The organism is Sphingomonas sp. So64.6b, assembly GCF_014171475.1.
In the GTDB taxonomy this organism is placed as follows: Bacteria; Pseudomonadota; Alphaproteobacteria; order Sphingomonadales; family Sphingomonadaceae; genus Sphingomonas; species Sphingomonas alpina_A.
On the sequence record NZ_CP048817.1, the window covers coordinates 3,918,173 to 3,941,921 of the forward strand.

General features: G+C 63.8%; 28 protein-coding genes. 9 read left to right on the top strand and 19 right to left on the bottom strand.

Features of this window, described 5'->3' with window-relative positions; translation table 11 throughout:
- Positions 1-139 precede the first annotated feature (139 nt).
- The 4 genes from G4G27_RS18700 (at position 140) to G4G27_RS18715 (ending at position 2,780) form a co-directional block, all read left to right on the top strand.
- Positions 140-1,288, top strand: a complete 1,149-nt coding sequence (locus G4G27_RS18700; protein ID WP_183110030.1) for a homoserine O-acetyltransferase — start codon at positions 140-142, stop codon at positions 1,286-1,288.
- Positions 1,285-1,716 carry a GNAT family N-acetyltransferase gene (locus tag G4G27_RS18705; RefSeq protein ID WP_183110031.1) on the top strand — a complete coding sequence of 144 codons (432 nt, stop codon included), beginning with the start codon at positions 1,285-1,287 and terminating at the stop codon, positions 1,714-1,716. The genes G4G27_RS18700 and G4G27_RS18705 overlap by 4 nt, the downstream gene beginning before the upstream one ends.
- A complete protein-coding gene (gene metW, locus G4G27_RS18710) occupies positions 1,713-2,300 on the top strand; it encodes a methionine biosynthesis protein MetW (protein ID WP_183110032.1) in 588 nt (195 codons plus the stop codon). Before G4G27_RS18705 ends, metW begins: the two co-directional genes overlap by 4 nt.
- Positions 2,301-2,369: 69 nt before the next feature.
- Entirely contained in the window at positions 2,370-2,780 is a 411-nt protein-coding gene (locus G4G27_RS18715) for a response regulator (protein ID WP_183110033.1), read from the top strand.
- On the opposite strand, the gene G4G27_RS18720 is transcribed toward G4G27_RS18715, so the two are convergent.
- The 6 genes from G4G27_RS18720 to G4G27_RS18745 all read right to left on the bottom strand — a co-directional run bounded on the left by G4G27_RS18720 (position 2,764) and on the right by G4G27_RS18745 (position 8,763).
- Complete coding sequence (locus G4G27_RS18720) at positions 2,764-4,314, bottom strand: PAS domain-containing protein (protein ID WP_183110034.1); 1,551 nt, start codon at positions 4,312-4,314, stop codon at positions 2,764-2,766. The genes G4G27_RS18715 and G4G27_RS18720 overlap by 17 nt on opposite strands.
- Positions 4,315-4,377: 63 nt before the next feature.
- Positions 4,378-4,935, bottom strand: coding sequence for a single-stranded DNA-binding protein (gene ssb, locus G4G27_RS18725; RefSeq protein WP_183110035.1), 558 nt, complete (start codon positions 4,933-4,935; stop codon positions 4,378-4,380).
- 9 nt (positions 4,936-4,944) lie between these two features.
- Complete coding sequence (locus G4G27_RS18730; protein ID WP_183110036.1) at positions 4,945-6,840, bottom strand: ferrous iron transporter B; 1,896 nt, start codon at positions 6,838-6,840, stop codon at positions 4,945-4,947.
- Complete coding sequence (locus tag G4G27_RS18735) at positions 6,841-7,113, bottom strand: FeoA family protein (protein ID WP_183110037.1); 273 nt, start codon at positions 7,111-7,113, stop codon at positions 6,841-6,843. It lies immediately after the preceding gene.
- Positions 7,114-7,156: 43 nt separating this feature from the next.
- Positions 7,157-7,822 carry a COQ9 family protein gene (locus tag G4G27_RS18740; protein WP_183110038.1) on the bottom strand — a complete coding sequence of 222 codons (666 nt, stop codon included), beginning with the start codon at positions 7,820-7,822 and terminating at the stop codon, positions 7,157-7,159.
- Positions 7,819-8,763 (bottom strand): DMT family transporter, encoded by a 945-nt coding sequence (locus tag G4G27_RS18745; protein WP_183110039.1) that lies wholly within the window; start codon positions 8,761-8,763, stop codon positions 7,819-7,821. The genes G4G27_RS18740 and G4G27_RS18745 overlap by 4 nt, the downstream gene beginning before the upstream one ends.
- Positions 8,764-8,846: 83 nt before the next feature.
- On the opposite strand from G4G27_RS18745, the gene G4G27_RS18750 reads away from it, so the two are divergent.
- Positions 8,847-9,953: an alkene reductase gene (locus G4G27_RS18750; protein ID WP_183110040.1), complete on the top strand. Its 1,107-nt coding sequence runs from the start codon at positions 8,847-8,849 to the stop codon at positions 9,951-9,953.
- 20 nt (positions 9,954-9,973) lie between these two features.
- Here the strand turns inward: G4G27_RS18750 and G4G27_RS18755 are convergent, their stop codons facing one another.
- The 11 genes from G4G27_RS18755 to G4G27_RS18805 form a co-directional block, all read right to left on the bottom strand.
- Complete coding sequence (locus G4G27_RS18755; protein WP_183110041.1) at positions 9,974-11,362, bottom strand: cytochrome P450; 1,389 nt, start codon at positions 11,360-11,362, stop codon at positions 9,974-9,976.
- 51 nt (positions 11,363-11,413) lie between these two features.
- The gene (locus tag G4G27_RS18760) at positions 11,414-11,899 is read right to left on the bottom strand and encodes a hypothetical protein (RefSeq protein ID WP_183110042.1); all 486 of its coding nucleotides are present in this window, start codon (positions 11,897-11,899) and stop codon (positions 11,414-11,416) included.
- Positions 11,896-12,435, bottom strand: coding sequence for a GNAT family N-acetyltransferase (locus tag G4G27_RS18765; RefSeq protein ID WP_183110043.1), 540 nt, complete (start codon positions 12,433-12,435; stop codon positions 11,896-11,898). Before G4G27_RS18765 ends, G4G27_RS18760 begins: the two co-directional genes overlap by 4 nt.
- A complete protein-coding gene (gene ribH, locus G4G27_RS18770; protein WP_183110044.1) occupies positions 12,435-12,854 on the bottom strand; it encodes a 6,7-dimethyl-8-ribityllumazine synthase in 420 nt (139 codons plus the stop codon). Before ribH ends, G4G27_RS18765 begins: the two co-directional genes overlap by 1 nt.
- A 2-nt stretch (positions 12,855-12,856) precedes the next feature.
- Positions 12,857-13,378 carry a hypothetical protein gene (locus tag G4G27_RS18775; protein WP_183110045.1) on the bottom strand — a complete coding sequence of 174 codons (522 nt, stop codon included), beginning with the start codon at positions 13,376-13,378 and terminating at the stop codon, positions 12,857-12,859.
- The gene (gene ribB / locus G4G27_RS18780; protein WP_183110046.1) at positions 13,378-14,679 is read right to left on the bottom strand and encodes a 3,4-dihydroxy-2-butanone-4-phosphate synthase; all 1,302 of its coding nucleotides are present in this window, start codon (positions 14,677-14,679) and stop codon (positions 13,378-13,380) included. The genes G4G27_RS18775 and ribB overlap by 1 nt, the downstream gene beginning before the upstream one ends.
- Before the next feature lie 68 nt (positions 14,680-14,747).
- The gene (locus G4G27_RS18785; protein WP_183110047.1) at positions 14,748-15,365 is read right to left on the bottom strand and encodes a riboflavin synthase; all 618 of its coding nucleotides are present in this window, start codon (positions 15,363-15,365) and stop codon (positions 14,748-14,750) included.
- Positions 15,366-16,331 (bottom strand): bifunctional diaminohydroxyphosphoribosylaminopyrimidine deaminase/5-amino-6-(5-phosphoribosylamino)uracil reductase RibD, encoded by a 966-nt coding sequence (gene ribD, locus G4G27_RS18790; RefSeq protein ID WP_183110048.1) that lies wholly within the window; start codon positions 16,329-16,331, stop codon positions 15,366-15,368. It lies immediately after the preceding gene.
- 44 nt (positions 16,332-16,375) lie between these two features.
- On the bottom strand, positions 16,376-16,735 hold the full coding sequence (locus G4G27_RS18795) for a hypothetical protein (protein ID WP_183110049.1): 360 nt from the start codon (positions 16,733-16,735) through the stop codon (positions 16,376-16,378).
- A gap of 56 nt (positions 16,736-16,791) precedes the next feature.
- Positions 16,792-17,460, bottom strand: a complete 669-nt coding sequence (locus tag G4G27_RS18800; RefSeq protein ID WP_183110050.1) for an energy transducer TonB — start codon at positions 17,458-17,460, stop codon at positions 16,792-16,794.
- Positions 17,461-17,576: 116 nt separating this feature from the next.
- Positions 17,577-18,902 carry a glutamate--tRNA ligase gene (locus G4G27_RS18805; protein WP_183110051.1) on the bottom strand — a complete coding sequence of 442 codons (1,326 nt, stop codon included), beginning with the start codon at positions 18,900-18,902 and terminating at the stop codon, positions 17,577-17,579.
- Positions 18,903-19,036: 134 nt separating this feature from the next.
- On the opposite strand from G4G27_RS18805, the gene G4G27_RS18810 reads away from it, so the two are divergent.
- Positions 19,037-19,972: a ribose-phosphate pyrophosphokinase gene (locus tag G4G27_RS18810; protein ID WP_183110052.1), complete on the top strand. Its 936-nt coding sequence runs from the start codon at positions 19,037-19,039 to the stop codon at positions 19,970-19,972.
- Positions 19,973-20,003: 31 nt separating this feature from the next.
- Here G4G27_RS18810 and G4G27_RS18815 read toward each other — a convergent pair whose 3' ends face one another.
- A complete protein-coding gene (locus G4G27_RS18815) occupies positions 20,004-20,753 on the bottom strand; it encodes a sulfite exporter TauE/SafE family protein (RefSeq protein ID WP_183110053.1) in 750 nt (249 codons plus the stop codon).
- Complete coding sequence (locus tag G4G27_RS18820) at positions 20,750-21,271, bottom strand: sterol desaturase family protein (protein ID WP_183110054.1); 522 nt, start codon at positions 21,269-21,271, stop codon at positions 20,750-20,752. The genes G4G27_RS18815 and G4G27_RS18820 overlap by 4 nt, the downstream gene beginning before the upstream one ends.
- An 83-nt stretch (positions 21,272-21,354) precedes the next feature.
- Here G4G27_RS18820 and G4G27_RS18825 point away from each other — a divergent pair, with 83 nt between their 5' ends.
- The 3 genes from G4G27_RS18825 to G4G27_RS18835 all read left to right on the top strand — a co-directional run bounded on the left by G4G27_RS18825 (position 21,355) and on the right by G4G27_RS18835 (position 23,748).
- The gene (locus G4G27_RS18825) at positions 21,355-21,642 is read left to right on the top strand and encodes a hypothetical protein (RefSeq protein WP_183110055.1); all 288 of its coding nucleotides are present in this window, start codon (positions 21,355-21,357) and stop codon (positions 21,640-21,642) included.
- A 114-nt stretch (positions 21,643-21,756) separates the two neighbouring features.
- Positions 21,757-22,956, top strand: a complete 1,200-nt coding sequence (sucC, locus tag G4G27_RS18830; RefSeq protein WP_183110056.1) for an ADP-forming succinate--CoA ligase subunit beta — start codon at positions 21,757-21,759, stop codon at positions 22,954-22,956.
- Between the two features lie 45 nt (positions 22,957-23,001).
- Complete coding sequence (locus tag G4G27_RS18835; RefSeq protein ID WP_183110057.1) at positions 23,002-23,748, top strand: electron transfer flavoprotein subunit beta/FixA family protein; 747 nt, start codon at positions 23,002-23,004, stop codon at positions 23,746-23,748.
- The last annotated feature ends 1 nt before the right edge of the window (position 23,749 follow it).

Here is a 23,749-nt window from a genome sequence, read left to right on the forward strand (position 1 = left end):
GTGTTTCAGCATCCAGGCGCGGTCATTCGCCCTACGAGCGACGTCTTTGGGGTAGCTGACCGCACATGGATGCTGAAACAAGTTCAGTATGACGTGGAGGGTGTTCACAATCGCCGGCGAACTCGCTAGCGCCTGCGGCGTGTCCGACACTGATCAACGCTTCGGCCTGGCCCGTACCGTCACCCTGCCCGGGCCGCTTCGGCTCGATGGCGGCGGACTGCTGTCGCCGGTCGATATCGCATACGAAACCTATGGCGACCTTGACGCCGATGGTGGCAATGCGATCCTGATCTGCCACGCGCTGACCGGCGACCAACATGTCGCGAGCGATCATCCAATCACCGGCAAACCGGGCTGGTGGGCGCGCATGGTCGGGCCGGGCAAGCCGATCGACCCGGCGCGCCATTTCATCGTCTGCGCCAATGTGCTGGGCAGTTGCATGGGGTCATCGGGGCCGGCGAGTGTCAATCCGGCGACCGGAGCGCCTTGGGGCATGGCGTTCCCGGTGATCACGATCCGCGACATGGTGCGCGCGCAGGCGATGCTGCTCGATCATCTCGGGATCGGCGTGCTGCGTGCGGTGGTCGGCGGTTCGATGGGCGGGATGCAGGCGCTGAGCTGGCCGGCGACTTTCCCCGAACGCGTACGGGCGGTGGTGGTGATCGCATCGGCGGCACGTCATTCGGCGCAGAATATCGCCTTTCACGAGGTCGGCCGCCAGGCGATCATGGCCGACCCTAAATGGCGCGACGGGGACTATTATAACGGCGGGAATGGCGGAGGTGATCCGCCCGCGGCGGGACTCGCCGTGGCGCGCATGGCGGCGCACATCACCTATTTGTCGGAAGCGGGACTGACCGAGAAATTCGGCCGGCGGCTGCAGGCTCGACCCGACCGGCCCGATGGCGCGAAGTCGTTCGGCTTCGACGCGGATTTTCAGATCGAAAGCTATCTACGCCACCAGGGGATCAGTTTCGTCGACCGCTTCGACGCCAATTCGTATCTCTATATCACGCGGGCGATGGATTATTTCGACCTGGCGGAGGAGCATGGCGGGCATCTGGCCGGCGCGTTCAAGGGGACGCGCGCACGCTTTTGCCTGGTCAGCTTCGATACCGACTGGCTTTATCCGACGCGTGAATCGCGCGCCATCGTCCATGCGCTCAACGCCGCCGGCGCACCGGTCAGCTTTGTCGAACTGTCGAGCCCTTTCGGACATGATGCTTTCCTGCTCGAATCACCCGAATTGAACCGGGTGGTCGACGGTTTCCTGAGGGCTGGCGCATGATCACCCTGTCCGACGACAAGGCACGACTGCAGATCGACCGTGTCCATGGCTGGCTGGCGTCGAGCTATTGGTCGCCGGGCATCGATCGCGCTTTGGTCGAACGGGCGATCGCGGGGTCGCATTGCCTGGGCGCGTATCGCGACGGGATTCAAGTCGGCTATGCGCGCGCGATCACCGACCATGCGACCTTTGCCTGGATCGCCGATGTCTGGATCGATGCCGATCAGCGCGGCGAAGGCCTGGGTCGCCGCATGGTTTCATGGTTCATCGAACATCCCGCGTTCCAGGGTATCCGCCGCATCGCGCTGGTCACGCGCGACGCGCATGGGGTTTACCAACAGATCGGTTTCGAGCCGCTGGCGCGGCCGGAGCGCTATATGGAGCGCGTCGATCCAGCCTTTGCGCAAATATTGCAGGACGACCGATGACGCTTCGCCCCGATCTTGCGATCATCGCTGAACATGTTGCGCAAGGCGCGCGTGTGCTCGATGTCGGCTGTGGCGACGGTGCGCTGATGGCGGCGCTGCGCGACACACGCGGGGTCGATGCGCGCGGCCTGGAGATCGTGCCGGGCAATGTTGCCGCCGCCGTGTCGCGCGGATTGTCGGTGATCCAGGGCGATGCCGATATCGACCTGGCCGATTATCCCGATGCCAGCTTCGACTATGCGGTACTCAGCCAGACGCTGCAGACAGCCAAGCGGCCCGATGTCGTACTCGATCATTTGTTGCGCGTCGGCCGGCAGGCGTTCGTATCCTTTCCCAATTTTGCGCATTGGCGCGTGCGCACCTCGTTGATGTGGGGCGGACGGATGCCCGTAACCCGGCTGCTGCCCGAACAATGGTTCGACACGCCCAATATTCATCATGTCACGATCGACGATTTTCGGGGCTTCCTCAAAGAGCGCGGAATCACCGTCGAAGACGCGTGGTTCCTGTCGGGCGACAAGCTGACGACATCGGCCGCGGCCAATTTCCTCGCCGAACATGCGGTCTTCCTGTTGAGAAATTGATCTCGATCAAGGAACCAAGCGGTTACTTTTCTGTTCTGAGCTTATCAACTGCTTGGAACCGCCCATTTAATGTCCGCAACTGCACTTATTGTCGAAGACGAGATCTTCGTCGCTCTGGACCTGGAACGCATCCTTACCGATGCGGGCTATAAGGTGAAGGCGATCGCGGCGGACAAGTCGGGCGCGATCGAGGCGGCGCACGATTGCAGTTTCGCGCTGGTCGACATCAACCTGCGCGATGGAGCCACCGGCCCGGAACTCGCCCGAACGCTGGCAGCCGATTACGGCATCAAAGTGGTATTCGTGACTGCCAATCCAGGGCAGATCGCCAATCCAAGCGGCGCGCTGGGTTATGTACGCAAACCATTCAGCGAATCGGCAATCCTGGCAGCGGCGGCGATAGCCAGCGCCAAGACTGAAGCACGGACCGGCGCTAACGATGATTTCGTGTTGCTGAACGGCGTTACGGACGCCTGCTGAAGGCCGATTTCGGAACGCGCACCGCGAAGCGCAGCCCCGCCGGATCCCATGATCGGTCGATTGCACCGCCCAATTGCCGCACGACACTCATTTCGATCAGTTGCGAGCCAAAGCCGTTGCTCGCCGGCGGAATGATCACGGCCGGGCCGTCGCGTTCCACCCAATTCAGCATCACCTGATCGCCATCAATCGTACAATCGAGATCGATTCGGCCAAGATCGTTCGACAGCGCGCCATATTTGGTCGCGTTGGTCGCCAGTTCGTGGAACAGCAGGGCGAGCGGAGTAGCTGAGCGATCGTCGATCTCGACATCGGCGCCGGTGATCGCGACGCGCTTCCCCGTTGCCGGCTGGTAGGGACGGAACAGTTCGTCGAGCAGGCCGTGCAGACTGGTCTGCGCCAGTTCCGGACGCGACTGGGCGCTATGCGGCCGGACGAAATCATGCGCACGGCCAAGCGCGGTCACGCGTGAGCGCAGATCGTCGGCGATCGGTGAGAAACCCGGGTTCATTCGGGCCGCGAAACTGATCAGGCCAGATATCACCGCGAAGATGTTCTTGATCCGATGGCTCAGCTCCTGCGCGATGATCTCGCGCTCCTCGCTCGATTCTTTCTGCTCATGGATATCGGTGCAAGTGCCGAACCAGCGCGTGATCGCACCCGCTTCGTCGCGGATCGGCAGCGCGCGGCCCAAGGTCCAGCGATACACACCATCGGCGCGGCGCAGGCGATATTCGATCTGATAGGGCTCGCCGGTATCGAGCGAGTGCCGCCAGCTTGTCCAGGCGCGCTCCCGATCGTGGGGGTGGAACATGCCGTTCCACTCCTCGCCATCGGTCGAGCCCTCCGGCATGCCGGTGAATTCGTACCAGCGCGCATTGTAATAATCGTGATAGCCGTCGGGCAGGGTCGACCAGACCATTTGCGGCATGGAATCGGCGAGTACGCGAAAGCGGTTATGGCTTTCCGACAAAGCGCGGTGATTGGCATTCTCTGTATCGCGCCATACCGCCGCGTCGCGGCTGTCGTTGAGCCGCGCCATCACCGTCCCGGCCAGCGTCCTCAACCCCTGATGCTGTAATGGCGTCAGCCCCGCACGCGGCACCGAATCGATCACGCACAGCGAGCCGAGTGGCGTGCCGTCATCGGCAATCAGCGGCGCACCGGCATAGAAGCGGATATTGGGCTCGCCGGTGACCAGCACATTGTCGGCGAAGCGCGGATCACACGCCGCATCGGGCACGACCATGACGTCATCGCCGAGCATCGCGAATGCGCAGAACGACGTTTCGCGCGGCGTCTCACTCGCCGCCAGCCCGGTCCGCGCCAGAAAGGTCTGGCGCCGCTCTTCGACCAGGCTGACGAGCGCGATCGGCGCGTCGCACAAGGTCGCAGCGAAATCGGTGATCGATTTAAGGCCCGAATCGTCGCGCAGCGATTCGATATCGTGTTCGGCCAGCGCCGCGGCGCGGGCCGATTCGTCGATGCGCCAGCCGCTCGCAGCCGGCGCATCGGTGGATGGGGAATCAATCATGCGATCAAGACAACGCGGCAGGCCGGTCCGGGTTCAAAACGGCCAGCTTAGCGCGTTCGGTCATCAGAACGGTACGTCGTCGTCGAGATCATCCGAGAAGCTGCCACGGCTCGCACCGCCCGACGTACCGCCGCTGCGGTTACCACCGCCACTGCCATAACCACCGCCCGAACCGCCCCCGGCACCGCCGCCGAAATCGTTGCCTCCGCCGAAATCGTCACGCGCGCCGCCACCGCCGCCCATGCCACCACCAGCACCGCCGCCGCCGGGCGCGCCGTCAAGCATGGTCAGGACGCTGTTGAAGCCCTGCAGCACGATTTCGGTCGAATATTTATCCTGGCCCTGCGCGTCCTGCCATTTGCGGGTCTTAAGCGCGCCTTCGATATAGACTTTCGACCCCTTGCGCAGATAACGCTCCGCGACATTGGCCAGACCTTCGTTGAAGATCGCCACCGAATGCCATTCGGTCGCTTCCTTGCGCTCGCCGGTATTCTTGTCCTTCCAGGTGTCGGACGTGGCGATGCGCAGGTTCACCACCTTGCCGCCATTCTGGAAGCTCTTGCTTTCGGGGTCGCGCCCGAGATTGCCGACGATGATGACCTTGTTGACGCTGCCCGCCATAACTTCTTCCTACAATCCGAGTCCAATGGCGGCCCAATAGGTCGCTCCTGCAGCGATGTAGGCGAGCGCGAACAAATAGCCAACCATGAAGGCAGGCCATTTCCACCCATTGGTCTCGCGCCGCGTGACCGCGATGGTCGAAATGCATTGCGGCGCGAACACGAACCACATCAGGAAGGCGAGCGCAGTCGGCAGGCTCCAGCGGCCGCGCAGATTCTCCGACAGCTTGCCCTGGCCGGCCTCGTCTTCCGGATTGTCGATCGCATAGACCGTCGCCATCGCGCCGACCGCGGCCTCACGTGCCGCCATCGCGGGCAACAGCGACAATGCGATGTCGTGATTGAAACCGATCGGCGCGACGACCACCTCGATCCCGCTCGCGATGCGACCGGCGATCGAATACTCACTCTGTCGCTGCCCCACCGGCGCGACCGGATAGCTCGCCAGCACCCAGAGCAGGGCGACGGTCATCGCGATCGTGGTGCCGGCGCGCTTGAGGAAGATCAGCGCGCGGCTCCACAGTCCAAGCGCGACATCGCCCAGGCGGGGCCATTGATATTTCGGCATTTCCATCATGAAGCCTGATGATGGCCCCCTGGTCACCGTTCGGCGCAGGGTGAGCGCCGCGAAGAACGCCCCGACGACGCCGAGCACGTAAAGGCCGAGCATCACCAGCCCCTGCAGGCCGACAAACGGCAGGATGCGTGTATTGGGGATCAGCGCGCCGATCACCAGCGTATAGACCGGCAGACGCGCGGAACACGTCATCAGCGGCGCGATCAGGATCGTGGTCAGCCGGTCCTTCTCATCGTCGATCGAGCGCGTCGCCATGATTCCGGGCACCGCGCAGGCGAAAGAGGAGAGCAAGGGGATAAAGGCGCGCCCGGACAGGCCGACACTGGCCATCAGCCGGTCCATCATGAACGCCGCGCGGACCATATAACCGCTCGCTTCGAGCACCAGGATGAAGGTGAACAGGATCAGGATCTGCGGCAGGAACACGATCACCGCGCCGACCCCGGCGATGACGCCGTCGCTCAGGAAAGAACGGATCCCGGTGATAACGCCGTCGCTCAGCACCGATCGGACAAAGCCGGGCACTGGTGCAGCGCGGACGCCGGTCTCGATCCAGGCGAACAGCGACTCGATCCAGCCGATCGGCATTTCAGACCAGGCGAACACCGCCTGGAACATGATGAACAGGATCGCCAGCAACAGGATGGGGCCAGCCACCGGATGCAGCGCGACCGCGTCGAGCATATGCGTCCAGCGCCGCACCGCCGTTTCGGAGATGGTCGAGGCGCTGGCAATGCTGCGCGCACGGCGCTGCAAGGTGACGATATCCTCACCGACATGGCCTTCGCTCGAACGCAGGCGCAGCGCGGCGCCCGATCCGATCACGCCGGTCAGCGCGGCCTTCAGCTCGTCTAGGCCACGCCGGCGTACCGCCACGGTCGGGATCACCGGCACGCCGAGCTCGGCCGAGAGCTTCGTCGGATCGAGCGTCAGCCCATCGCGCTCGGCAAGGTCGATCATGTTGAGCGCAACCACCACCGGCAGGCCAAGCGCAATCAGCTGCAACGCGAAGCGCAGGTGATTATCGAGATTGGCCGCATCGACAACGATGACGATCGCGTCGGGCAGCCGTTCGCCGGTCTGTGTTCCGGTCACTACGTCGCGTGTCACGCGTTCATCGGGACTTGAGGGATCAAGGCTATAGGCGCCAGGCAGGTCGACCAGTTCCACCGGCCGGCCATCGGCCAATGCCAGCTTGCCCGAATGACGTTCGACCGTGACGCCGGGATAATTGCCGACCTTTTGCCGCGCGCCGGTCAGCGCGTTGAACAATGCGCTCTTGCCGGCATTGGGATTACCGACCAGCGCCACCAATGGGATCGACGTCATTTATCCGGCGATGGGGGCAACATGGATCGTACCGGCCACGGCGCGGCGAAGCGCTACCGTCATCCGGCCGATCCGGCACGCCATCGGCCCCTGACCGAGCGGCGAACGGTGCAGCACCTCGATCCCGACACCCTCGTCGAAACCGAGCTCGCGTAAGCGCCGCGCCTCCGGAATGCTCAGACCTTGCCAGTCGATTCCCGCAACCGTCGCACGCTGACCGCGCGGCAGCGACTCGAGACTGATGGGAACAGCGATGGTGGTGACGGCGTCCATGATGCGACTGATTATCAATAACCGCTGTCAGATACTAGCGGAATCACACCACCGGATAGCGCAGCCGGCCGATAAAGCGCGACAGGCTCGGCATATTCTCGGTGCGCGACAAGAACCCGGCCTTGGCCTTTTCGAAGTGCATGATGCCATCGATGCGGCGCGACAGAAAGGCGCTGGTATCGGCATGGCCGACGCTCGCGTCGTCAAGGAACACGGTCAGCGTCGCGGCATAGACGCCGGCGAGGATCGTACGCTTGGTATAATGATTATAATCGGTCGCGGTGTCGCCCGCCGCGCGCCACATCACATCCGCGGCACGCCAGCCGAGTTTCGCCCCGCGCACGAGATTCTGCGGCAGGCTGAGGATCGCCAGCGCACGGCGCAGCGCTTCGCGATCGGGGGCGGTGACGGCAAGACGCGCCTCGACCAAGCCGGCGATCTTCGCGCGGATCTTCATCGTCGCCAGCGTCTCGGGCGGCAGAGCGGCAAGCATCGCACGGTCGATACCGGCGAACCACGCATCGATCATGTCGACCGGGCCGTCGGAAAAGGCGAGCAACGCGATGTCCCGATCGACGCCGGCCGCATCGGCCGCCGCATCGCGCGCGGCGGCGCCCCAGCCGTCGAACGCGGCATTGGCGGCGATCAGCGGCGCGAGCGCATCGCGTATTTCGTCCAGCGTCGGATCCTGTGGCAGCGCATCGGTCATCGCGGCGTCTCCTCGGACACCAATCTAGACCCGGCCCCATCGGACGCAAGCTCGGGCTGGACCGAAGAGGATGGGCGTCGCACCAGCACGAGTGCGACCGCAACCAGGACCGCGCCGATCCAGTCGGCGGCGCCGAGCCGCTCATCATAGATCAGCCACCCGATCGCGGCCCCAACCATCGGCTGGGTCAGCAAGCCGAGGCCGATGACCAAAGGCGGGAGTTGGCCGAGCGCATAGATCATCAGCCCCTGCCCGAACACCTGGCTGGCCAGCGCGAGCCCGATCAGTGGCGTCCAGTCGCCCGGCAGGATGCGTTCACCCAGCGCGAACGCGAAGACGAGCAAGGGCAGGATACTGGCGATCGTCGCCAGCGCCAGTGCGGGGAGCGGCGGCATCGTGTCGCGCGCACGCGCCATGCAGATGAAATAGAGCGTGTAGAGAATGCCGGCGAACAGACACAGCAAATCACCGACCAGATTGCGCGGATTGAGGCTGTAGGACTGGCCCATCAGCAACGCCGCGCCGATCGCGGCCAGGATCAGCGCGATCCCTTGTGTTCGGGTCGGCCAGGCACGCGCGACCAGGAAGCCATAGAGCGGAAAGATCAACGTCGCCGAATTGCCGAACAAGGTCGCATTGGCCAGCGTGGTGCGCAGGATGCCAAGATGCCAGCTTGCCAGATCGGCGGCGAAACTCACCCCGGAAATGGCGAGCATCAGCCACAGCCCCCGGCTCAGCCCGGCTGGTCGCCACCCGCCCGCCAGCGCCGCGGCGATCAGCACCGGCGCGGCGAGCGTCACGCGCCAGAAGCCGGCGGCGACCGGTCCGACATCGGTGAGGCGCACGAACCAGGGACCAAACGCGAGTAGGATATTGCCCGCGATCAGCGCCGCGAAGGCCAGGCCATGGGAAGCCTGGGGTGTGGTGGGAGTATCGGCCATGCTAGTTTTTCTTGGGATCGGGCGGGTGCATAGCGCGCCTTAGCGCTCTATCTGTCCGCAGTCAGGTAGCAAAAGGAAACGTAATGCCCGCCCTATCGTCGCCCAGTCTGTTCGACCCGATCCAGCTCGGTGCGATCCATTCCCCCAACCGCATCCTCATGGCTCCCCTGACGCGCGGCCGTGCGACCAGGGACGCGGTACCGACCGAGTTGATGGTGGAATATTACACCCAACGCGCCAGTGCGGGCGTAATCATCAGCGAAGCGACCGGGATCAGCCGCGAAGGACTGGGCTGGCCGTTCGCGCCGGGTTTATGGACCGACGAGCAGGTCGAAGCGTGGAAGCCGGTGACCAGCTCGGTCCATGCCGCCGGCGGGCGCATCATCGCGCAGATGTGGCATATGGGCCGTCAGGTTCATTCCTCCGTGATCGGCGGCCAGCCGGTATCGTCCTCCGCCACCGCCACGGCAGGCCAGGCGCATACTTATGACGGCAAACAGGATTTCGAGGCCGCCCGACCGCTGCAGATCGACGAGATTCCGCGTCTGTTGAACGATTATGAGCTGGCGACGCGTAACGCGCTCGCCGCCGGGTTCGACGGCGTGCAGATCCACGGTGCGAATGGCTATCTGCTTGACCAGTTCCTGCGCGACAACGCCAATTTCCGCGACGACATCTATGGCGGCAGTATCGAGAATCGCGTCCGCCTGATGCGCGAAGTGGTCGAGCGCGTCGCCTCGGTCGCCGGCGCCGACCGCACCTCGATCCGCCTCTCGCCCAATGGTGAATCACAGGGCGTGGACGACAGCAGCCCGGATAAATTGTTCACCATGGCGGCCAGGGCGCTCGACGAAATCGGCATCGCTTTCCTCGAACTGCGTGAGCCCGGTCCGGAGGGCACGTTCGGCCGGACCGACGTGCCCAAGCTGTCGCCGGCGATCCGCCAGGTGTTCAGCGGACCGCTGGTGGTCAATTCAGATTATACGACCGTCGAAGAGGCGCAGGCCGTGATCGATGCGGGCACGGCGGACGCGATCGCGTTCGGCCGCACCTTCCTCGCCAACCCCGACCTGCCCGAGCGACTGCGCACCGGCGCCGAACTCAACCCGTCGGACTGGAAGACCTGGTACAGTCAGGGCCCGGAAGGATATGTTGACTATCCGGCGCTCGCACGCGTCGCGGCGGAATAGTCCCGCCGCGTTCGTGTCGCTCAATCAAGCGGCACGAACCGCAGCGGCAACCCGTCCTTGGGCCGGGGAATCGGCCAGGCCTGCCATTCGTCGCCCGAACCCGCATCGAGTTCGATGCGGTAACGGCTCAGCAGTTGCGCCATCAGGATGCGGATTTGCATCGTCGCGAAGTGCAGTCCCAGGCACATATGCGCGCCGCCGCCGAATGGCACCCAGGCATATTTGTGCCGGCCCTTGCTTGCCTCCGGCGTGAAACGCAGCGGATCGAAAGCGGTCGGGTCGGGCCAGAGTTCGGGCATTTGATGGGTGTAGGCGATATTGACGCCGATAAAGGTGCCGGCCGGAATGTCGTAGCCGCCAAAGCTGAAGGCCTTCAGCGCGCGCCTCGGCAATGACGGAACCGGCGGGATCAGCCGCAGCGCTTCCTTGAAGGCATAATCGGTCAGCACCAACCGGTCGAGCTGCCCAGTCGGGACGCCGCCGCCATCATTGAGGCCGAACGAGAGAATCTCCTCACGCAACCGGTCCTGCCATTCGACATGGCGGCCAAGCAGCATGACCAGGCTAGTCGCCGACGAGGTGATCGTGTCGTGCGCGGCCATCATCAGGAAGTTCATATGATCGATGATCGCCGCGTCGCTCAGCGGCGCGCCGTCATCATCGACCGCCCGGCAGAATTGCGAGAAGAAATCCTGCCCCCCTTCTCGCTTGGCTCCATCCGCGCGCCGTTTGGGGATTTCGCGCGCGAACATCTCGCCGAGATATTCGCGCGCCTTGACGCCCTTGCGCATCATCGTGCCGGGCAGCGGGATCCGCACCGGGGCGATCGTTGCCTGAACCTCGTCGACGAACGCCTGGTTGATCCGGTCGGCCTCCTCGCCAAGCGGCATGCCGAGAAAGGCGTCGGCGGCAAGATCGAGCGTCAGCGCCTTTATCGCGTCGTAGAAATTGAGCGGCTTGTTGGCCCATCCGCTGACCTGGTTGGCGATGCCGGCGTTCAGGCTTTCGGCATAATGCCGCATCGGTTCGGGTTTGAACGCGACCGACAATATCTTGCGGTCGGCACGGTGCTTTTCGAAATCCATCAGCATCAGCCCGCGCGGAAAGAGCAGGTTGAGCATCGGGCCCCAGCCCTGTTCCGACGAGAAGATCTTCTCGCGATCGAACAGTAGCAGTTCGTTCGCGTCGGGCCCAAGCAGCACGAGATTGGGCCCGCCGAAACTGTTGTTGCGATAGACCTTGCCATAGGTCGTCGCCATGCGCTTGCCGAAACCGACCGGGTCCTTGAGCAGGCGCAGCGTGTTGCCGATGAAAGGCAGGCCGTTTTCGCCGGGAATCGCGCTCAGCGATCCCGGTTTCGGGCGGGGCAGCCAGTGCGGGTTCGCCTTGAAGCCGTGCGCATAAGCCATACCGATCTCCCTTACTTACATCAGTATAAGTAAGCGGCGCCGAGAGCAATATCAGCGTGGCAATTTCGGGAATTGATCGAGCCACCAAGCGAGAAGCCGGGTTGGGTTTCTGCCGAAGAGCATGATCACGACGACCATGACGAACAACGCATTGAAGCCTAACCAGACCACCAGCAGCATGGCGGTAATTGCCGTGCCCAGCATCACGGCAAGCGTACCCCCAAGCCAACGCACTCCAGCATCATCGAGCGCAATCTGCCGTGGCGCTTTCGGGTCGAACCACTCGGCGGTGGTAAAGATCGGGTGCCCATTCGCATCCGTCGCGCCGGCACAGGCAGCGAGCGCCGACCGGCGCAGGATACCCGGCATGCGCATGCCGGCGTCTCTTCCTCGGGGCGTGATCGGTGTGGTCCCGATCTGACGGGGAGCCGGTGAGGTCGGCGTAACCGGCCTGGCACCCTCCGCCCAGGTATCGGTGACGGTGATCTTACCCTTATGTTCAACCACGCGGTAACGCGGAGGCGGAATGTCGGTCATCCATACCTCCGCGCGCGCCAAGCGTCGGCGCTCTGCCCCCAATTGTCGACCGGGTCCGATTCGAATGGCGGCGGCAGGCGGGTCGGGCCGCGGTTGATGCCGCCGAGCCTGCGTGCAAGCGCGATCGACGGCGCATTGTCGGGGTCGATCGAATGCATCACATCGTCCCAGCGCAGCACATCGACCGCATAATCGATTGCCGCGGCCGCCGCCTCGAACGCAAGGCCCTTGCCGGCAAATTCGGGCAGCACGCCCCATCCGACCTCAGTGCCCGGCCAGCCTTCCGGTTGCCAGGGGCCGGCGCGGCCGATCCAGCGCCCGCTGTCGCGTTCGACCAGCGAGAACATCGAAAAACCGCGGATCGACCAGGCACCGGCCATCGCGCACAGCCCGCGCCAAGCGAGGCTGCGCGGCTGCACGCCGCCGAGAAACCGCATCGCCATCTCGTCGGCGTGGAAGCGTGCCCAATCCTCGAAATCCTCCACGGCGACCGGCCGCAAGATCAGGCGTTCGGTGAACAGCACGGGCAGGGTCATCAGCCGAAGCGGCTTTTCAATTCGAACATGGCGATCGCTGCCTTGGCCGCCTCGCCGCCCTTGTCCTTTTCGGTGGGACGCGCACGCGTGAGCGCCTGCGCCTCATTCTCGACGGTCAGGATACCGTTGCCGATCGCGACACCGTCCATCGACAGCGCCATCAGCCCGCGCGCGCTTTCACCCGCGACGATCTCGAAATGATAGGTCTCGCCGCGAATCACGACGCCGAGCGCGACAAAGCCATCATAGGCGCCGCTATCCGCGGCCAGGGCCACGGCACCGGGAATCTCCAGCGCGCCAGGGACGGTGATCGTCTCATGACTGTGTCCGGCAGTTTCGATCACAGCGCGGGCGCCCTCGATCAGCAGGTCGTTGAGATGGTCGTAGAAGCGTGCCTCGACGATCAGGAATTTTGCCACGTTTAGTCCTTGGGAAGTCCGAAATGGGAAAGTGCGCCACCTTGATAGCGCGGGTCGTCGCTGATGTCGCGTATCGCCCAAATCGGCGATGGCAAAGCGCGCAGGCCGGCATCGTCGGGCCATTCGATCTCTGCAAGTTCAAGCGGGGCCAGTAACCCAAGAAACTGATCGATGCTGAAAATATTTGCCCCGCCAGTCACCTCGAAGCGGCGCTTGGTCAGCGAGGCGCCCGGAAGACGATCGAACACGGCGAATTCGGCTTCGCTCAGATAGGCGGTGACGATCGGACGCGCGAGAGGATCGGTGACGTCATATTTCTTGGTGAGCTTGAGCGAACATGCGCCAGTCATACTGTCAGTCATGCGGCGCAGTCTTAGACGGGTGCTCGTGATATAACGGTCTTCGATCAGCGTGAAGGGTTGCGCCGAAAGATCCGGTCGTGATGCAGGATCGACCAGCCAGCGGCGTTCGCGCTCGATATGGGCATATTTCGGATCGCGCGCTTCATCGACGCCCGAGCGCATTATTCGCCTCCGGTCCCCGGAATCGCGCGCTCGCCGACGATCGACAGGCCATAACCATCGAGGCCAACCAATGTGTGATGCGTATTGGTCAGTAACACCATGTCCTGCACGCCAAGCTCGGCGAGAATCTGCGCGCCGACGCCATAGTCGCGCAGTTCCTCGATCTCCGGCGCACCCGCGCCCTTGCCTTCACCACGCAGCTTGATGAAGCGCGACAGGCTGTCCTTCATCGGGCGGTTGATCACCACGATCACGCCCGACCCGGCTTCCGCGATCATTTCCATCGATCGCGACAACAGGCCCGACCGCTCCGACGTCTCGCCAAACATGTCGACGAAATAGGATGCGGTATGCATCCGTACGAGCGTCGGGGCTTCGGGATCGATATAGCCCTTCACCAGCGCGATCGTCTCATCGCCGCTGGCTTTGTTGAAGAAGGTCATCGCGCGCCAGTCGCCGCCCCATTTGCTCTCGAACACCATTTCCGCGCGCTTCTCGACCAGATGGTCGTGCTTGCGGCGATAGGCGATCAGGTCGCGGATCGTGCCCATCTTCAGATTGTGCAGCCGGGCAAAGGCGACGAGGTCGTCCATCCGCGCCATGGTGCCGTCGTCCTTCATGATCTCGCAGATCACGCCCGACGGGTTGAGCCCGGCGAGCCGCGCGACATCGACAGCCGCCTCGGTATGGCCGGCACGGACCAGCACGCCGCCATCGCGTGCGACCAGCGGGAAGACATGGCCTGGAGTAACAATGTCCTCCTTGCCCTTGCCCGCATCGATCGCGACCGAGATGGTACGCGCACGATCGGCGGCGGAAATGCCCGTGGTCACGCCCTCGCGTGCCTCGATCGAGGTGGTGAAGGCGGTTTCGTGCCGCGTGCCATTGGCGCGGCTCATGAGTTCGAGACCGAGCGCGTCGACCCGCGTCTTGGTCATCGACAAACAGATCAACCCGCGGCCGTGCGTCGCCATGAAATTGATCGCATCGGGCGTCGCCATCTGCGCCGGGATGATCAGATCGCCTTCATTTTCGCGGTCTTCGTCATCGACCAGGATGAACATGCGTCCGTTGCGTGCTTCGTCAATGATCTCCTCGATCGAAACCAGAGCCGGCGTATCGTCATTCGAGAAGATGAAGGTCTCGAGCTTGCGCAATGTATCGGCGGTCGGGTTCCAGTCGGACTGGTCGAGATCCCGCAATGTGTTGGCATGAAGCCCCGCCGCACGGGCGAGGCCGGAACGCGACATGCCACCATCAGTGACGAGGGCGCGCAGCTTTTCGATCAATTGGGTGCTCATGCGCCGATCTAAATCACATCACAATGTGATCGTCAATAAACAAATCACATTGCCGTGGCCATGAAAAATCAGGTCGGCAGCAACTGTCGCATCCGGCCGAGATAACGTGCCAGCACATCGATCTCGATATTGATCGCATGGCCGGCCTCCAGCGTATCGAATGTGGTGACCGCGGCGGTATGCGGGATGATATTGACGCCGATCGTCACGCGACCATCATTGTCCTCCACCTCGTTCACGGTCAGCGACACGCCATCGAGCGTGATCGATCCCTTGGCTGCCACAAAGGGTGCGATATCGGGGCCCGCGGAAATGCGCACTCGTTTGGATCCCCCTTCGTCGGCAATCGATACGACCTCGCCGATGCCATCGACATGACCGGTGACGATATGGCCGCCCAATTCTTCGCCCAGCCTCAGCGCGCGCTCCAGGTTGAGTCGCCGCCCCTCGGTCCATTGGCCTTGTGCTGTGCGGCTGATCGTTTCGGCCGAGACGTCGACCGCGAACCAGCCGGGCGCGCCGCTCGCGGACTTGTCGACCACCGTCAGACACACGCCGGAGCATGAGATCGACGCACCGAGATCGACCGTATCCATGTCGTAAGCGGTCGCGATGCGCAGGCGCATATCGCCCTGCATCTCGATCGCCATGATCGTGCCGATATCGGTGATGATGCCAGTGAACATTCAGACGGGCTCCGCAACGCGCTTGTCAACCTGGCGCTCGTAGACTTCGAGCCGGTCGCTGCCAAGCATGCGGCTGTCGGCGAGCCACCACCGGCCGTGCGCGTCGGCCAGATCGCCGAGGCCGATGTCGGGTAGGGTGCGGCCGCCGCCGACAATGATCGGAGCACGGTAGAGCAACAGGCGATCGACCAAGTCGGCAGAGAGGAAAGCAGCTGCGGTTTGCACGCCGCCCTCTACGAGCAGGTGATCGACGCCCGAAAGTACGGCAACCTGTTCTGGCGCGGCGATATGTTCCCAGCCATCTTCCGGTGCGGCCGACAACAGGATGCGGCGCGGGCTGCGCTGTTCGAGTCCGGCCAAGCGGACGTCGAGCACCGGCGAATCGGCTTGCCAGGTGCCGCGTCCGACCAGGATCGCCTCGTGCCGCGACCGCTCGAGATGGGCGTGAGCGCGCGCCTCGGGACCGGTGATCCATCGGCTCGATCCGTCGGCCAGCGCGGTTGCACCGTCGAGCGACAGCGCCAGTTTCAACGTTACGAACGGCCGGCTAAGCGCCTGGCGCAACAGGAATCCGGCAATCGAACGCCGTGCCTCGACCGCGCGAAGACCATTGGAGACCGCGATGCCGGCATCCCTCAGCCTGGCGATGCCAAGGCCGTCAGTGCGGGGATCGGGGTCGCGGATCGCAACCACGACGCGCGCCACGCCCGCGGCGATCAGCGAATCGGCGCAAGCCGGCCCGCGCGGCGAGGCATGTGCACAGGGTTCCAGCGTGACGTAACAGGTTGCACCGCGTGCATCGTCACCGGCCGCCGCCAGCGCCATCGCCTCGGCATGGGGGCGCCCGCCCGGCTGGGTCCAGCCGCGCCCGAGGACGCGCCCGTCGCTGACGATAACACAACCGACATTGGGATTGGGTGCGGTACGGCCGCGACCGCGCTCGGCAAGGGCGAGCGCGGCGGCCATCCAGCGCGAATCGGCCCAACGCGACGCGGCTCGTATCGCCCCGCTCAGATGCCGATCTTTTCGAGCTTGTCGTTCAGCCGCTTGAATTCCTGCTGGGTCTTGACGCGCTGCGCCTCTTCATCGGCGCGGCGCTTGGCCTCGATCGGGCCGTCGATCTTCTGTTGCGCGCGAATTTCGGCATCGGTGCGCGATGCCGGCCATTGCTGAACATAGATGATGTTGGGCCGATAGACTCGCTCTTCGCGGCTATCGATCGTGAAGCCGACCAGGATCGTACCGAACAGCGCGACCGACAGCAGCAGGAAACCCAGTTCGTGCGGCCGGCGCTCGCGCATAAAGCCACGCAGGTCGGTGACCGCGCGGAAAATATTGAAATGGCCAAGGACGGATTTGGTGAACTTCATGCGCGCAAAGATAGGCGCGCGCGGGCGGCGATGCCAGCCCCGCGCGCCTCACCCATTCAACCGTCCTCGTCGAGCCGGAAGCTGACGCTCAGGATTTGCCAGGATTCCTGCGGCACCCCATCGCGGGTCGCCGGCTTGAAGCGCCATTTGTTCAATGCCTGGCGCTCGGTCACTTCGAAAAAGGCGTCACTCGCTGCGCTGACCTTCTCGACTTGCTTCACCCGGCCATCGGTGCCGATCAGCACGCGGACCACGACGCGCCCTTCATTGCCCGCACGCCGCTCGGCAGGCGGGTAGATCGGCTGGAACGCATTGGCGTATCTCGAGTCGCGCGTTGCGCCAGTCAGCGTAGGTATGTGGACCGGCACGTACGGCGCCGGGCCCGTGCCAGTCGCTGTTCCCTCCGGGACACCAGGATCGAGCGATGTAGTGCCGACCAATTCGGTCATATCCGCACTGCGCGGCATGATCGTATCGGGAATGAATGGCCGTTCGACTACCGGCTGAGTCAATTTCGGTTCGATCTTCGGTTCGATTTTCTTGATCGGCTCGATCGGCGGCGGATCCGGAAGCGGAATATTTCGCCCCTCGAATATCGGATCCACTTGGGTAATAATCTCCGGCGCCGAGAAGATCAGCGCGGCGAGGATCGCGCCGTTCAATCCGATCGCGACACTGAGCGAACCGGGCTTGATCCCGGTCTTGCCATATCGATCCGCGTACATTGGCCGTCTCCATCATCTCCTTGAGGGGCTCCAACCGGTCTATTGCCGGATTATAGGGCGATGATACATCATCTCTGATTGGGCGCAAGGATATAATATTACCTGCCGAATAGCGGTTATCGGGAGAGGCGCGCCATACTGCGGTCACGGCCGATCAGCGGCAGCAAAGCAGCCATGTCGGGCCCATGATCGCGACCTGTCAGCGCGCGGCGCAGCGGCAGGAACAGGGCTTTACCACCGCGCCCGCTTGACGCTTTCAGCGCGGCGGTCAGCGCGTGCCAAGGGTCGGCGCTCCAGTCGAGATCGGCCGCGACTCGCGCCGCCTCAGCCAGGAAATCGCGGTCGGCATCCTCGACCACCGAATCGATCGGCCCCTCGATCACGTGCCACCAATCGGCCGAATCGGCGACGATCGCGAGATTGGGGCGCACCGCTGCCCATTCCGCGCGGCCCATGCCGGCCGGTAGCCGGCCGGCGACGATGTCGAAATCCAGGCCATGGATGAGACGCGTATTGAGCGCGGCGAGTTCGGCATCGTCGAAACGCGCCGGCGCGCGACCGAATCGGGCGAAATCGAAGCTCTCGATCAAGGGCGCCACATCGGCGATCGGCTCGACCGGATCGCTGGTCCCCAATCGCGCGAGCAAAGCACGGATCGCCTGCGGCTCGATACCCTTTTCGCGAAACGAATCGACGCCGAGCGAGCCGAGACGCTTCGACAATTTTCCTTCGCTACCGACCAGCAACGCCTCATGCGCAAATGCGGGCGGAGTCGCACCCATCGCGGCGAACATCTGCAATTGCAGCGCGGTGTTCGACACATGATCCTCACCGCGCACGACATGAGTCACGCCCATATCCGCATCGTCGATCGCCGAGGGCAGCATATAAAGCCAGGACCCATCGGCGCGGCGGATCACCGGGTCGCTCATCGTCGCAGCATCGAAGCGCTGATGCCCGCGGATGAGATCATCCCATTCGATCGGCAAGGAATGATCGAGCTTGAAGCGCCAGTGCGGGCGAAGACCGTCGGCCTCCAGCGCGGCACGATCGCTGTCGCTCAGCGCCAGCGCGGCGCGATCATAGATCGGCGGCAAACCGCGACCGGCGGCGATCTTGCGCTTCAGATCCAGTTCCTGCGCGGTCTCATAAGCGGGGTAAACATGACCGGCGTCGCGCAGCGCCGTGAAACGCGCCTCATACAATGCGAAGCGCGCCGATTGCCGCTCCTCGCCGTCGCGCGCCAGGCCGAGCCAGTCGAGATCGGCGCGGATCGCGGTGACGAACGCCTCTTCGCTGCGCTCCGCATCGGTATCGTCGATGCGCAGCCAGAATTGCCCGCCATTCTTCTGTGCCCACAACCAATTGTGGAGCGCGGTGCGAATATTGCCGACGTGCAGGTTTCCAGTCGGGCTGGGGGCGAAACGGGTGATGACGGTCATGCAAAGCGCCTTAGCCGCGCACGCCGCGCCGTGCCAGCTTGTGCATTTGGCCGTCACGAAATCGTCACGCCCCTTTCGCCATGCGCAAGTGCTGGCTAAGAGCCGCTTCATCGGGGTCGCGGGAGTTCGTCGAGATGAAATTATTGACCGGCAATTCAAACCTGCCGCTGGCGCGCGATGTCGCGGCCTATCTCGAGATTCCGTTGACCGAGGCGAGCGTGCGGCGCTTCGCCGACGAGGAAGTATTCGTCGAGATCCATGAGAATGTCCGCGGTGAGGACGTGTTCGTACTGCAATCGACTGGGTATCCGGCGAACGACAATCTGATGGAGCTGCTGATCTGCATCGATGCGCTGAAGCGTGCATCGGCCAAGCGCATCACCGCCGTCGTGCCCTATTTCGGCTATGCCCGGCAGGACCGCAAACCCGGGCCGCGCACACCCATCTCGGCCAAGCTGGTCGCCAATCTGATCACCGTTGCGGGTGCCGACCGCGTACTCTCGATCGATCTTCATGCCGGGCAGATCCAGGGCTTCTTCGATATCCCGACCGACAATCTCTACGGCGCGCCAGTGATGTCGGCGGATATCCTGACCCGTTTCGGCGACAAGAACATCATGATCGTGTCGCCCGACGTCGGCGGCGTGGTGCGCGCTCGCGCATTGGCCAAGCGGCTCAACAACGCGCCGCTGGCAATCGTCGACAAGCGTCGCGAGCGCGCCGGCGAATCGGAGGTGATGAACATCATTGGTGAGGTCGAGGGCCGCTTCTGCATCCTGATCGACGATATCGTCGATTCGGCCGGCACCTTGTGCAACGCCGCCGCGGCGCTGAAGGAAGCGGGCGCCGAGGGCGTCGTCGCTTATGTCACGCACGGCGTGCTGTCGGGTGGCGCGGTCGCGCGGGTCGAAGGATCCGAGCTCGAGGAACTGGTGATCACCGATTCGATCGGCAGCCATGAGGTGATCAAGAACGCCAAGCGCATTCGCCATCTGACCATCGCGCCGCTGCTCGGCGAAGCGATCAAGCGGATCGCGGATGAAAGCTCGGTGTCTTCGCTGTTCGACTAAGCGCTCAGCGACGGAATTCTCAACCTCCAGATCAGGTCAGCGCATCCCAGATGAGCTTGGCCCCGACCAGCATCATCAGCACATAGATCGCGGCGTAGAAACGGTCCGGCGCGATGCGGCGCACGAGCCAGACGCCGGCCAAGGTCGATGCGATCGCTACCGGTAACAGCATCGCCGCGGTCACGAGATTGTCGTGGCTGAACTGGCCGAGCGCCCAATAGGCCGGCACCTTCGCCCAATTGACGATCGCAAAGAAGATCGCGGTGGTACCGACCAGCACATCGCGGTCGAGCCGGCGGGGCAGGACCCAGACCTGAAAGGGCGGCTGTCCGGCATGGGCGATCTGGCTGGTGAAGCCCGAGGCGATTCCGCACAGCGCCCCGACCCAGCCGGGCGAGCGCGAGGATGCGCGCAGCATGCCGCCGCGTTCGACCCAAAGGCGGTAACCGCCGAACAGCAACGAGATCGCGCCGACCAGACCGAGCACCGCATCGGCCGATACCTGCGCCGCGAAAAAATAACCGAGCAATATGCCAAGCGCCGCACCGGGCAGCATCCAGGCGATCACGTACCGATCCCAGGTCTTGCGGAACGCCCACACGCCGACCACGTCCTGCACGATCAGGATCGGCAACAGGATTGCCGCCGCTCGCACCGGCGAGATCGCCAGCGCCATCATCGGCAGCGACAGCGCGCCCATGCCGGCGAACCCGCCCTTGGACAGGCCGAGCAGGATCACGGCGGGCACCGCGAGCGCGAAGAACAGGGTGGAGTCGGTCAATCGACGGGGACGGCATCCGGCCGCGAGACGGGCGCGCGGACGCCGGCATGCGAGCGGCGCTTGAGTTCGGCCTTCAGTGCCTCGGGTTTGGGCGCCCAGAGGAAACCGAAACTGACCGTGCCGGCCTTGGTCTCGACCACATGATGCAACCGGTGCGCCTGGATGATGCGCTTCATATAGGATGATCTCGGCAGATAGCGCGTCGCGATGCGGCGATGGACGATCACATCATGAAAGCCGAAATAGATCGCGCCATAGCCGGCGATGCCCGCGCCGATCCAGGTGAAGCCCGGCCACCAGCCGAGTTGCGCGCCACCAAGCAGCAGCACGAAGGACGGCACTGCGAAGATCACCGCATAGAGATCGTTCAATTCCCAATTGCCGGTGCGCGGGCGATGATGGCTTTCGTGCAGGAACCAGCCGAACCCATGCATCACCCAGCGATGCGCGACATAGGCGACGAGCTCCATCGCCAGGATCGTCGCGAAAAACAGCGGCAGGCCGGTTGTCCAGTGCATGGCACGCGATATAGCGGGGGGACGGGCTTATTGCGAGGTGCCTCGAGATGACGCTACCGGAGTCTTCCATTCGTTCGGGGCTGATGTTGGCATTTGCGCTGGCCCTCGCCGCGTGTTCAAGCCCGGAGACGCTCACGCGCGATGGCCTTATCAATGCCGGCGTGCCGCAGCCGGTCGCCCGCTGCATGGCGGGGCGGATGGTCGACCGGCTCTCGCTGCTGCAGCTGCGCCGCCTGTCGGCGCTGGGCAAGGCGAAGCAATCGCGCGATCTCGAACAACTCCTTCACCGCGTCCGCTCGCTCAATGATCCGCAGATCCTGAGCGTGACGACCAGTTCGGCAGCGCTTTGTGCCGTCGGGCTCGGCGGCTGAGCCCAGACGACTAGTGTCCACGCCAAGGGGTGGATTCACTTGACGTGCTGTGCTTAAGGCCCCTTGCAACATTGATTTTGCGACATCGATTTTCCTGAAGAGGCGCCCGCCCCCATGAACATCCACGAATATCAGGCCAAGGAATTGCTCGCCAAGTTCGGCGTCCCCGTACCGGCAGGCTTTGCCGCGCTGACCGTCGACGAGGCGGTCGCCGCCGCCGCCAAGCTGCCCGGGCCGCTTTATGTCGTGAAGGCGCAGATCCATGCCGGCGGCCGTGGCAAGGGCAAGTTCAAGGAACTCGGCCCCGACGCCAAGGGCGGCGTCCGGCTGGCCAAGACCGCCGATGAAGTTCGCGCGGCAGCGGCCGACATGCTCGGCAACACGCTGGTGACGATCCAGACCGGCGAACATGGCAAGCAGGTCAACCGCCTGTACATCACCGATGGCGTCGACATCGCCAAGGAGTTCTACCTGGCGCTGCTCGTCAACCGCGCATCGGGTCGCATCTCGATGGTCGTGTCGACCGAGGGCGGCATGGACATCGAAACCGTCGCGCACGATACGCCGGAAAAGATCCAAACCTTCGACATCGATCCTGCGACCGGCTTCATGCCGCATCACGGCCGCGCTGTCGCCAACGCACTCGGTCTCGAGGGCGATCTCGCCAAGCAGGCCGCTTCGACCGCCTCGAAACTGTATGATGCGTTCCTCGGCACCGATGCCGAGCAGATCGAGATCAACCCGCTCGCCGTCACCGATGACGGGCAGTTGCTGGTGCTCGACGCCAAGGTCGGCTTCGACGGCAACGCGATGTTCCGCCACCCCGACCTGATGGCGTTGCGCGACGAAAGCGAAGAGGATCCGGCCGAGCTCGAAGCGTCGAAATACGACCTTGCTTACATCAAGCTCGATGGTGATATCGGCTGCATGGTCAATGGCGCCGGCCTTGCCATGGCGACGATGGACATCATCAAGCTCAACGGCATGTTTCCGGCCAATTTCCTCGACGTCGGCGGCGGCGCTTCGAAGGAGAAGGTGACCGCGGCGTTCAAGATCATTCTCGCCGATCCGGCGGTGAAGGGCATCCTGGTCAACATCTTCGGCGGCATCATGAAGTGCGACATCATCGCCGACGGCATCGTCGCGGCGGCCAAGGAAGTGAACCTTTCGGTGCCGCTGGTGGTTCGCCTGGAAGGGACCAATGTCGAGGAAGGCAAGCGCATCCTCTCGACCTCCGGTCTCGCCATCGTGCCTGCCAACGATCTCGGCGACGCGGCGCGGAAGATCGTTGCCGAAGTCAAAGCTGCAGCCTGAGCGTTTCCTCCCCAGGAACGCATTAGGTCACACGGAGAAGATGCAATGAAGGTGCTGGTGCCGGTCAAGCGGGTGCTTGACTATAACGTGAAACCCCGCGTGAAAGCGGACGGGACGGGCGTCGATCTGGCGAACGTCAAGATGAGCATGAACCCGTTCGATGAGATCGCGGTCGAGGAAGCCATCCGCCTGAAAGACAAGGGTGTCACAGAGATCGTCGTCGTGTCGATCGGTGAGCAAAAGGCGCAGGAAACGCTGCGCACTGCACTCGCCATGGGTGCCGACCGTGCGATCCTGATCGTCTCGGACGAGAAGGTCGAGCCGCTGGGCGTGGCCAAGCTGCTCGCCAAGATCGTCGAGGAAGAGAAGCCCGACCTGGTGATCCTCGGCAAACAGGCGATCGACGACGACAACAACCAGACCGGCCAGATGCTCGCCGGCCTGCTCGGCGTCGGCCAGGCGACTTTCGCGTCGAAGGTCGAGCTCGCGTCGGACAGCGTCACGGTGACGCGCGAAGTCGATGGCGGCTCGGAGACTGAGAAGCTCTCGCTTCCCGCGATCATCACCACCGATCTGCGCCTCAACGAGCCGCGCTATGCGTCGCTGCCCAACATCATGAAGGCCAAGTCCAAGCCGCTCGCGCAAAAGACCCCGGCCGATTACGGCGTCGATGTCTCCCCGCGCCTGACCACGCTGAAAGTGGTCGAGCCGGCCAAGCGCACCGCCGGCGTCAAGGTCGCCGATGTCGATGAGCTGGTGGCTAAACTCAAGGCGATGGGAGTTGCCCAATGAC

Bases quoted from the DNA above. Each gene is read 5' to 3' on its own strand.
- G4G27_RS18705 (WP_183110031.1), top strand. From the start codon at position 1,285: ATGATCACCCTGTCCGACGACAAGGCACGACTGCAGATCGACCGTGTC.
- metW (WP_183110032.1), top strand. From the start codon at position 1,713: ATGACGCTTCGCCCCGATCTTGCGATCATCGCTGAACATGTTGCGCAA.
- G4G27_RS18715 (WP_183110033.1), top strand. From the start codon at position 2,370: ATGTCCGCAACTGCACTTATTGTCGAAGACGAGATCTTCGTCGCTCTG.
- G4G27_RS18720 (WP_183110034.1), bottom strand. From the start codon at position 4,314: ATGATTGATTCCCCATCCACCGATGCGCCGGCTGCGAGCGGCTGGCGC.
- ssb (WP_183110035.1), bottom strand. From the start codon at position 4,935: ATGGCGGGCAGCGTCAACAAGGTCATCATCGTCGGCAATCTCGGGCGC.
- G4G27_RS18730 (WP_183110036.1), bottom strand. From the start codon at position 6,840: ATGACGTCGATCCCATTGGTGGCGCTGGTCGGTAATCCCAATGCCGGC.
- G4G27_RS18735 (WP_183110037.1), bottom strand. From the start codon at position 7,113: ATGGACGCCGTCACCACCATCGCTGTTCCCATCAGTCTCGAGTCGCTG.
- G4G27_RS18740 (WP_183110038.1), bottom strand. From the start codon at position 7,822: ATGACCGATGCGCTGCCACAGGATCCGACGCTGGACGAAATACGCGAT.
- G4G27_RS18745 (WP_183110039.1), bottom strand. From the start codon at position 8,763: ATGGCCGATACTCCCACCACACCCCAGGCTTCCCATGGCCTGGCCTTC.
- G4G27_RS18750 (WP_183110040.1), top strand. From the start codon at position 8,847: ATGCCCGCCCTATCGTCGCCCAGTCTGTTCGACCCGATCCAGCTCGGT.
- G4G27_RS18755 (WP_183110041.1), bottom strand. From the start codon at position 11,362: ATGGCTTATGCGCACGGCTTCAAGGCGAACCCGCACTGGCTGCCCCGC.
- G4G27_RS18760 (WP_183110042.1), bottom strand. From the start codon at position 11,899: ATGACCGACATTCCGCCTCCGCGTTACCGCGTGGTTGAACATAAGGGT.
- G4G27_RS18765 (WP_183110043.1), bottom strand. From the start codon at position 12,435: ATGACCCTGCCCGTGCTGTTCACCGAACGCCTGATCTTGCGGCCGGTC.
- G4G27_RS18775 (WP_183110045.1), bottom strand. From the start codon at position 13,378: ATGCGCTCGGGCGTCGATGAAGCGCGCGATCCGAAATATGCCCATATC.
- ribB (WP_183110046.1), bottom strand. From the start codon at position 14,679: ATGAGCACCCAATTGATCGAAAAGCTGCGCGCCCTCGTCACTGATGGT.
- G4G27_RS18785 (WP_183110047.1), bottom strand. From the start codon at position 15,365: ATGTTCACTGGCATCATCACCGATATCGGCACGATCATGGCGATCGAG.
- ribD (WP_183110048.1), bottom strand. From the start codon at position 16,331: ATGGCCGCCGCGCTCGCCCTTGCCGAGCGCGGTCGCGGCCGTACCGCA.
- G4G27_RS18795 (WP_183110049.1), bottom strand. From the start codon at position 16,735: ATGAAGTTCACCAAATCCGTCCTTGGCCATTTCAATATTTTCCGCGCG.
- G4G27_RS18800 (WP_183110050.1), bottom strand. From the start codon at position 17,460: ATGTACGCGGATCGATATGGCAAGACCGGGATCAAGCCCGGTTCGCTC.
- G4G27_RS18805 (WP_183110051.1), bottom strand. From the start codon at position 18,902: ATGACCGTCATCACCCGTTTCGCCCCCAGCCCGACTGGAAACCTGCAC.
- G4G27_RS18810 (WP_183110052.1), top strand. From the start codon at position 19,037: ATGAAATTATTGACCGGCAATTCAAACCTGCCGCTGGCGCGCGATGTC.
- G4G27_RS18820 (WP_183110054.1), bottom strand. From the start codon at position 21,271: ATGCACTGGACAACCGGCCTGCCGCTGTTTTTCGCGACGATCCTGGCG.
- G4G27_RS18825 (WP_183110055.1), top strand. From the start codon at position 21,355: ATGTTGGCATTTGCGCTGGCCCTCGCCGCGTGTTCAAGCCCGGAGACG.
- sucC (WP_183110056.1), top strand. From the start codon at position 21,757: ATGAACATCCACGAATATCAGGCCAAGGAATTGCTCGCCAAGTTCGGC.
- G4G27_RS18835 (WP_183110057.1), top strand. From the start codon at position 23,002: ATGAAGGTGCTGGTGCCGGTCAAGCGGGTGCTTGACTATAACGTGAAA.